Source organism: uncultured Algibacter sp., assembly GCF_905480415.1.
In the GTDB taxonomy this organism is placed as follows: domain Bacteria; phylum Bacteroidota; class Bacteroidia; order Flavobacteriales; family Flavobacteriaceae; genus Algibacter_B.
On record NZ_CAJQQI010000021.1, the window covers coordinates 1 to 9,391 of the forward strand.

Consider the following 9,391-nt stretch of genomic DNA (forward strand, 5'->3'; position numbering starts at 1 on the left):
GGTGCTTTTTCTTTAATAATCTCGGTAACTTGATGCGAATATTTGGTATAAATAGATGAATTACCTCGAATAACAACCGCTTCAGGACACAGCCGTTTTGCCAACTTCATTGGCATCCCAGAATGCACCCCAAAACGTCTCGTTTCATAGCTACATGCAGCAACAACACCCCGATCTCCTGTTCCTCCAACAAGTAGCGGTCTTTTTTGTAACCGGCTATCAATCAGGCGTTCACACGAAACAAAAAAGGTGTCTAAATCTAAATGCAATATGTTCTTATTCATATCACAAAATTAGCTACATTTTTAAGTAATTATTGCTTACATTTGTAGTATTATGAAAATGATATCAAAAAATATTCGGCATTTAAGAAACCTTAAAAATCTATCACAAGAAGTTCTCGCAGAAGAATTGGAAGTGACACGTTCACGCATTGGTTCTCATGAAGAAGGACGTTCTGCCCCTACCATTGAAATGCTCATTAAGCTTTCAGATTATTTCAAATTACCTATTGATATTTTATTGCGAAATGACTTAACAAAAACTACAGATTCCTCTTTTATTGAAATTGGCAATCAACGCGTATTGTTTCCTATTACCGTTGATAACGACAATGATAATTTAATAGAGGTCGTTCCTGTTAAAGCCTCCGCAGGTTATTTAGCAGGTTATGACGATCCTGAATATATTGAACATTTAGAAAAAATAAAACTCCCTTTTTTGCCCACAGGAAAACACAGAGCCTTCCCCATAAAAGGAGACTCTATGTTACCCATGAAAAGTGGTTCTTATGTTGTGGGATGTTTTATTGAAGACAGAAATGATATAAAAAGTGGAAAAACCTATATCCTTGTTACACTTAATGATGGTATGGTTTATAAAAGAGTGATGAATAACATAGATTTTAATAATTCGCTACTCTTAATATCCGATAATAAAGAGTATCATGACTATAGTGTACCCATCAACGAAATTCTGGAAATATGGGAGTTTACATGTAGTATCAACACCCAAGAATACAGTGAAGAGGAACTAAAAATAAGCAGTATTATTAGTATGTTTAATAATTTAGGCGTTGAGTTAAAATCTTTAGAAAAACTGCAATACTAAGGGGCCCGATTATAGCTATTGAGACCATAGGTTAAGGACATACAATTACTGAAAAAATAAAGATGTTAGTTTTATTTCTACCCAGGTTAATTTTGGATTTGGAAGAGCAAATAACTTAAGCTTTAAAAAAGGGCCTCTGAAAAGTCTATTTTTTTTTATTGAACTCTCATACTATTTCATTAAATAATTCTGTAAAATAATTTTATTATAATCTGGTGTTACAATCTAAAAATGCATCTTGTTTAGAGAGTAAATTCTTGACAGAAGACGGTATCTCAAAAAACAATTTATAGGGTGTTTTCCCTAAGTAAAATCAGTTTTTAGGTGGCTAAATAATATTTCTCTTCTTTTTTAAGAAAAACTAAAAATAAGTTGTTCTTTCTTATATAAACCTTAATTATATTGTTTAAGTTTAAAATCACCTAATTATGAGTTTAACTTATTGAAGCATGAGTAATAAATTAATTTATGTAGATAACAGTACAATAGGATCAGTTCATGAACTATTTAATGCAACATCTTTAAAGATGTTTTCAGAAATTTATGATGAAGTAATATATTATACATCCAGATCTGTAAAAAAAAACACGTTTCGTATTATACAAAACAAAACAATTAATGTTAGATATAAGTTTTTGCCTATTATCCATTGGGATGATAAAGGAGGTTACTTCTTATCATCATTTTTTTCAATGTTAACAAGTTGTTATGTTATATTTAAATCAAGTAAAAAAGATATAATATTTTTTAATTATACGGTATTGTGGGCCTTTCCGGCTATCAATATTTTAACTAAAATATTAAATAGAAAAATTATTTTGATGTTTCATGGTGAATTAGAATATCTATATAAACCATTTCCTTTAAATTCTGTCTCAAAGAAAGCGTTGGAAAAATTAAAATCCGAAAAATTTACACCTCCAAAAGGTATGTATTTTTGTGTATTAGGTGAAAGTATAAAAAGGAATATCGCTACGTATGTTTCTACTAAGGTTAATAAAAAAATTATTTCTTTTGAACATTCACTTATAAATACAGAACAAATAAAATTAAATAAAGTAAATGATGGTATTATTAGAATTGGTTGTATTGGAGAGTTAAGGAAAGAAAAAGGAATACTTGAAAATATACTTAAAATTTCAAATTTATTGAAATTGAAACAAAACATAAAATTGTTATGTATTGGGAGAGTATATTATGATAAAAATATATTAAATCAAGAAGGAATTGAAATCGTTTCAGATTCTGATACTAGAAGTTTGACTCGAACGGAAATGGATAATGCTATATCAAAGTTAGACTATATTCTATTTGTAAATCCCGAAGACAGTTACAAATTAAGAGCTAGTGGTGCATTATATGACGCGATTGATAATGAAAAACCAATACTATCATTAAAGAATGATTATTTCAATGAAATTTTTACTCAAAATAAAGATATTGGACATCTTTTTGAAAATGAAAAAGAATTAGTGAAATTTATTAATAATATTGATTATTCAAATTTGAATGTTGATTATAAAATGATTAAGCAAAATTTGATTACTAAATCTAGATTAAAATTTAAAAAAGAACTAGAAAAAATAGATTTCATATAAATTGAATATGAAATTAGAATCTAGATTTATTAATAAAAACTAATGACTATTTATTTGTTTTATTGCAATAAAATTATAATTGCACTTGTTTTTTTCTAACAATTATGGGTATGGTAATAGAGAAGAAGCGGCTAAATAATCATGGTGAAAACTATTTTAATGCCATCATAGTGTAGTTTAACGTTTTATAAGCGAGCTTATGGAGTTCTGGTTTTAAAAGCCTTCATTAATTTGAAGGCTTTTTCTTTTTAATACATAATCATTTGATAAACTTTGCAGTAACAAGACATGATAGGCATCACGTAATAAGTTGATGCCATCATAGTCTTTTATCCTGTGTTAATTTCGACACCACGTCTAAAACCCAATTTAATAAAGGATTTCTGTTTGTTTTGTTCCAAACTAAAGATAAATCTGTGCGTTGTGGAATACCATCAAGTTCAATAAATTTAATCCCTTTAGTGTGACCTGTTGTTAACGATTTTGGAACAATGGAAACCCCAAAATTATTTTCAACTAGTTTATAAATGGAACTGGCATGAATGGTAAGATGCGACACCAAAGGCGCAAAACCACTGTCTTGGAAAATTTGTAACACTTTATCGTAATAAAACTTACTGTATTCGGGATCAAAAAGGATAAACGCCTCGTCTTTAAGCTGTGATAAGTTTTTAAAATTAGAGGCGTCAATGTGATGGTTTTCGGGCAGAACGATACAAAATGTATCACTAACGATGCGTTTTATTTCAATAGTTTTAGGAACTTGCTCCAATCTTACAAACCCAATATCAATATTAAAATTTAGTAATTCTTCTATTTGTTTTTGATTGTCCATTTCTTTCAAACTAAAAACAATATCTGGATGTTCTGTTCTGTAATTTATTAATAGCTCAGGAATTATTTTCTGTATAGCAGACCCCACATACCCCAACTTTAATTGTCCTTTTTTACCATCATGAAGCAATTTAGCATGGTTTATAATATCGTCTAACTGTCTTAAATTCCGAGTGAGTTCATTTTTAAGGTAGTCGCCAGCTTGAGTTAATTCTACTTTTCTATTATGCCGTTCAAACAGTTTCATCCCTAAATCATCTTCCATTTGTTTAATCTGCCTGCTTAATCCAGGTTGTGAAATATAAAGGCGTTCTGCTGCTTTCCGAAAGTGTAAATCTTCCGCAACTGCTAAAAAATATTTTAAATGACGGAATTCTAATTGATTACCCATAGTTATCAATGTGTAGCTTAAATAGTCTTTTTAAACATCAAAAATAAGAATAACTTTGTGATAATCACCTAATACTCAAAAAATGACATTCAAATACGGTATAGATACATTAACCTTAGATACCGTTATTGGTATTTCTGAATGCACCATTGAAGGCATACTTACTGAAGACGTAAAAAATAAGGTCGTCGCTTGTAGAAAAAAAGTTGAAGTGATGGCTAGTTCTAATAGGGCCATCTATGGTATTAATACGGGCTTTGGTCCTTTATGTGATGTTCAAATAACAAATGAGCAAACGAATAAACTTCAAGAAAACCTGCTAATAACCCATGCGGTAGGTGTTGGGAATCCCATAGATAAAAAGCTATCTAAACTCATGATGATTTGTAAGGTCCATGCCCTATGTCAAGGCTATTCTGGCATCCGATTAAAAGTCATAGAACGGATTTTATTTTTTATTAAAAATAATCTGTTACCTCTGGTTCCTGAGCAAGGATCGGTAGGTGCTTCAGGCGATTTAGCGCCTCTATCGCATTTGTTTTTACCCTTAATTGGTGAAGGTGAATTTTTGATAGACAACCAAATCGTTGTCGCAAAAAAAGTTTTGGAAGATTATGGTTTAAAACCAATCCAGTTAAAAGCCAAAGAAGGTTTAGCCTTAATTAATGGTACACAGTTTATTTTGGCCCATGCCATAACGGGGTTAAAAAAGATGGAATACCTTTTGGATTTAGCGGATGTTGCAGGCGCTATGAGTATTGAAGGCTATCAAGGCAGTTCGTCTCCTTTTAGAGATGAGTTGCATCAACTTCGTCCTTTTAAAGGCAATATAGAAGTTGCTGAACGCATGTTTATGTTACTTTATAAGTCACAAAATGTGGATTCGCACGAAGATTGTGAACGCGTGCAAGATCCCTATTCCATGCGCTGTATTCCGCAGGTTCATGGGGCATCAAGAAATGCATATCACCATTTAAAAGAATTAGCCGAAATAGAAATGAATTCGGTAACCGATAACCCCATTATTTTAAGTGATACTGAAGCGATTTCTGGAGGGAATTTTCACGGACAACCCTTAGCCATGGCTTTAGATTATGGATCGATTGCAGCTTCAGAATTAGGAAACATTGCAGACCGAAGGTGCTTTTTATTACTAGAAGGTAAATTTGGATTGCCCCGATTATTAACCACTGGAGGCGGTTTAAATTCTGGATTTATGATTCCGCAATACACGACAGCGGCCTTGGTTACCGAAAACAAATCTTTATGTTTCCCGCCATCGGCAGATAGCATACCAACTTCATTAGGACAAGAAGATCATGTCTCTATGGGGAGTATTTCTGGGCGTCAATTCAATCAGATTTTAGGAAACTTAGAAAAAATATTAGCAATAGAATTAATGTATGGTGCTCAAGCTTTAGAATTTAGAAGGCCGAATACCTTTTCAGATATTATTGAAGAAAATTTCAGAATCATAAGAGAAAAAGTTGCAAAACTTGAAGATGACCGCATCCTAAAAGATGATATCAATGCGATGATTCACTTAGTGGTAAATCAAACTTTTATTTTAAAGTAAAATTAAGTATGACATTTAAAGAACAGATTTTACAAGGATTACCGAGTACTTTACCTCCAAAAAAGGCATATCCTATTGGCGGTAATAGAGCGCCAAAACGCAAGGATGTACTCTCGAAAGAAGAAAAGCAATTAGCTATTAGAAACGCTTTACGCTATTTTCCGGACCAATGGCATAGCGATTTAGCAACCGAATTTGCTGAGGAACTAAAAGAATACGGACGCATCTATATGTATCGGTTTAAGCCCAATTATGCCATCTATGCACGACCAATTTCTGAATACCCTGCTCAATCTGAGCAAGGAGCAGCCATTATGTTGATGATTCAGAATAATTTGGATCCAGCTGTGGCGCAACATCCTGAAGAACTCATTACCTATGGAGGCAACGGGGCGGTATTTCAAAATTGGGTTCAGTACCTGTTAACCATGCACTATTTAGCAAGCATGACCAATGAGCAGACTTTGCATATGTATTCTGGGCATCCCATGGGATTATTTCCATCTTCAAAAGATGCACCACGAGTTGTAGTAACTAATGGCATGATGATCCCTAATTATTCTAAACCCGATGATTGGGAGAAATTCAATGCATTAGGTGTGACACAATATGGGCAGATGACTGCTGGATCTTACATGTATATTGGTCCGCAAGGAATCGTTCATGGAACAACCATAACAGTAATGAATGCATTTAGAAAAATTTTATCTAAAGACGACACACTCGCGGGGAAAGTATTTTTAACGTCTGGATTAGGAGGTATGAGTGGTGCTCAACCCAAAGCAGGAAATATTGCAGGATGTATTACGGTTTGTGCTGAAGTAAATCCTAAAGCAGCAAAAAAGAGACATGAGCAAGGTTGGGTCGATGTTTTAATTGATGATATTGATGTCCTAACTAAACGCGTAAGGGAAGCGCAACAGCATAATGAAGTTATCTCTATAGCGTATATCGGGAATGTTGTTGAAGTTTGGGAACATTTTTATAATGAGGATATTTTTATCCATTTAGGATCAGATCAAAGCTCGCTACATATTCCGTGGACTGGTGGCTATTACCCAGTAGATTTGAGTTTTGAAGATTCACATATACTTATTAGAGAACATCGGAAACTTTTTAAAGAAAAAGTGCAGGCCTCTTTAAAGCGCCATGTCGATGTTATAAATAAGCATACTCAAAAAGGAACGTATTTCTTTGATTACGGAAATGCCTTTTTATTAGAAGCCTCTAGAGCCGGAGCGGATATTATGGCTAAAAATAATATAGACTTTAGGTACCAATCTTATGTGCAAGATATTTTAGGCCCTTTGTGTTTTGATTATGGTTTTGGTCCGTTTAGGTGGGTTTGTGCTTCAGGAAACCCTGAAGATTTAGATAAAACAGATCGCATTGCTGCAGCCATTCTAGAAGACTTAATGCTGAGTGCCCCAGAAGACATTCAACTACAAATGCAAGACAATATCACTTGGATTAAAAACGCAAAGCAAAATAATATGGTTGTAGGATCGCAGGCTCGTATTTTATATGCGGATGCTGAAGGACGATCAAAAATAGCAATCGCATTTAATGATGCCATTTCAAAAGGAGAAATAGGCCCTGTGGTATTAGGCAGAGATCACCATGATGTGAGTGGTACAGATTCTCCATACAGGGAAACTTCAAATATTTATGATGGTAGTCGGTTTACAGCGGATATGGCCATTCATAATGTTATTGGCGATAGTTTTAGAGGCGCTACTTGGGTGTCCATTCACAACGGAGGTGGTGTTGGCTGGGGAGAAGTTATAAATGGTGGTTTTGGAATGCTACTAGATGGCACCGCTGAAGCTGAAAAACGCATAAAAAACATGCTGTTTTACGATGTAAACAATGGGATTTCGAGGCGCAGTTGGGCACGAAATGAAGGTGCTATTTTTGCTATTAAACGCGAAATGGAGCGCACACCAAATTTAAAGGTTACTGTTCCTAATTTAGTAGATGATGTCTTGTTAGAAGATCTTTTTTAATAGTTCGTAATTTTTGAATTAGAAGGTGAAACATGGTTAGAGTAGCATGTAACTAATCTCATACTTTAAAAGCCGTAAACCCAAAACTAAAATCGTTTTGAAACCTGATTTAATAAAAAAAAGCGAGATTTTATCTCGCTTTTTTTATGAACCTAAACATGCTTTTTATAGGCTAATATTTTATCAACTTTTTTATTACAGAAGTTCCAAGTTCTTTACTAGTAATTTGAATAAAGTAAGCTCCATTATTTAATTCAATTAAGCCATTAGAAATATTCAATTTACCATTATTACTCGCTTCTATTGTGTTGAAAATAGTCCTTCCATTTAAATCAAATAACGTCACATTAAAATCGTGATTATAGTAACCAATAGGCACTTTAATAGTAATCGTTTCGTTAAATGGATTTGGTGTTATTAATACGTTTTCTAATTTAAAATCATTGTTTCCTAAAGTTGTTTGAGCTATGCCATCACAATCTTCATCTATTGAATTTCCTGGAATTTCAGTAGCACCTGGATTGATATTAAAATTATTATCATCACAGTCGCCAATAAAGCTATAACCGTCTTCATCAATATCATCATCTAAGGTTAAAGCATCACAGTCATCATCAATACCGTTGTATGGAATCTCAGTTTTGCCTGGGTTAATATTTGCATTGGTATCATCACAATCATTTGCGTTGCTATAACCATCTGAATCTAAATCATCGTCTAAGGTTAGTGGATTACAATCATCATCAATCCCATTGTATGGAATCTCTGTTTTTCCTGGGTTGATATTTGCGTTGGTATCATCACAATCATCTGCTAAGTCATAACCATCTGAATCTAAATCATCATCTAAGGTTAAAGCATCACAATCATCATCAATCCCATTATATGGAATTTCTGTTTTTCCTGGGTTGATATTCGCATTGGTATCATCACAATCGTTAGCATTAATATAACCATCTGAATCTAAATCATCGTCTAAGGTTAGAGCATTACAATCATCATCAATCCCATTGTATGGAATCTCTGTTTTGCCTGGGTTGATATTTGCATTGGTATCATCACAATCATTTGCGTTGATATAACCATCCGAATCTAAATCATCGTCTAAGGTTGCTGCATCACAATCATCATCGATGCCGTTGTATGGAATCTCAGTTTTGCCTGGGTTAATATTTGCATTGGTATCATCACAATCATTTGCGTTGATATAACCATCCGAATCTAAATCATCGTCTAAGGTTAGAGCATCACAATCATCATCAATCCCATTGTATGGAATTTCTGTTTTGCCGGGGTTGATATTTGCGTTGGTATCATCACAATCATCTGCTAAGTCATAACCATCTGAATCTAAATCATCATCTAAGGTTGCTGCATCACAATCATCATCGATGCCGTTGTATGGAATTTCTGTTTTGCCTGGGTTTATATTTGCATTGGTATCATCACAATCATTTGCGTTGATATAACCATCTGAATCTAAATCATCGTCTAAGGTTAGAGCATTACAGTCATCATCTACTCCGTTGTATGGAATCTCTGTTTTGCCTGGGTTAATATTTGTGTTGGTATCATCACAATCTGTGTTATCACTAACATAGCCTAAAGGTTGACTACAATGAGCTAAACTAACATTAGCATCACCATAACCATCGGCATCAATATCAGCATACCACAATGAAGACATAGATTGCACTGCTGAAAAATCCAGTGGAGTATTATATATGGCAAATGCATCCATTTTTCCAATAAAAAAGTTTGCATTATCATCAGTTTCACTAAAGGCATCAGTTCCAAAAACACCTCCAATACCACCATTATTACCAGCATATAATTTTTTACTTATATTGAAAGTAACATCTGATGTAGCTTCTTC

The 9,391-nt window shown here is 33.5% G+C and carries 6 protein-coding genes and 1 pseudogene; 4 read left to right on the forward strand and 3 right to left on the reverse strand.

Features of this window, described 5'->3' with window-relative positions:
* Window positions 1-284 (reverse strand): annotated as a pseudogene (locus tag QZ260_RS01985) (DNA polymerase IV); the annotation flags it as partial.
* A gap of 52 nt (window positions 285-336) precedes the next feature.
* Here QZ260_RS01985 and QZ260_RS01990 point away from each other — a divergent pair.
* The gene (locus QZ260_RS01990; protein ID WP_295982167.1) at window positions 337-1,110 is read left to right on the forward strand and encodes a helix-turn-helix domain-containing protein; all 774 of its coding nucleotides are present in this window, start codon (window positions 337-339) and stop codon (window positions 1,108-1,110) included.
* A 527-nt stretch (window positions 1,111-1,637) separates the two neighbouring features.
* Complete coding sequence (locus QZ260_RS01995) at window positions 1,638-2,708, forward strand: hypothetical protein (RefSeq protein ID WP_295982168.1); 1,071 nt, start codon at window positions 1,638-1,640, stop codon at window positions 2,706-2,708.
* Window positions 2,709-3,027: 319 nt separating this feature from the next.
* Here the strand turns inward: QZ260_RS01995 and QZ260_RS02000 are convergent, their stop codons facing one another.
* Window positions 3,028-3,933, reverse strand: coding sequence for a LysR family transcriptional regulator (locus QZ260_RS02000; protein ID WP_295982170.1), 906 nt, complete (start codon window positions 3,931-3,933; stop codon window positions 3,028-3,030).
* 82 nt (window positions 3,934-4,015) lie between these two features.
* On the opposite strand from QZ260_RS02000, the gene hutH reads away from it, so the two are divergent.
* Both hutH and QZ260_RS02010 read left to right on the forward strand, forming a co-directional pair.
* Window positions 4,016-5,509 (forward strand): histidine ammonia-lyase, encoded by a 1,494-nt coding sequence (hutH, locus tag QZ260_RS02005; protein WP_295982172.1) that lies wholly within the window; start codon window positions 4,016-4,018, stop codon window positions 5,507-5,509.
* An 8-nt stretch (window positions 5,510-5,517) separates the two neighbouring features.
* Window positions 5,518-7,515 (forward strand): urocanate hydratase, encoded by a 1,998-nt coding sequence (locus QZ260_RS02010; RefSeq protein ID WP_295982174.1) that lies wholly within the window; start codon window positions 5,518-5,520, stop codon window positions 7,513-7,515.
* 172 nt (window positions 7,516-7,687) lie between these two features.
* Here the strand turns inward: QZ260_RS02010 and QZ260_RS02015 are convergent.
* On the reverse strand, window positions 7,688-9,391 hold a 1,704-nt coding region (locus QZ260_RS02015), incomplete at its 5' end, for a MopE-related protein (protein WP_295982176.1).

Bases quoted from the DNA above. Each gene is read 5' to 3' on its own strand.
- QZ260_RS01990 (WP_295982167.1), top strand. From the start codon at position 337: ATGAAAATGATATCAAAAAATATTCGGCATTTAAGAAACCTTAAAAAT.
- QZ260_RS01995 (WP_295982168.1), top strand. From the start codon at position 1,638: ATGTTTTCAGAAATTTATGATGAAGTAATATATTATACATCCAGATCT.
- QZ260_RS02000 (WP_295982170.1), bottom strand. From the start codon at position 3,933: ATGGGTAATCAATTAGAATTCCGTCATTTAAAATATTTTTTAGCAGTT.
- hutH (WP_295982172.1), top strand. From the start codon at position 4,016: ATGACATTCAAATACGGTATAGATACATTAACCTTAGATACCGTTATT.
- QZ260_RS02010 (WP_295982174.1), top strand. From the start codon at position 5,518: ATGACATTTAAAGAACAGATTTTACAAGGATTACCGAGTACTTTACCT.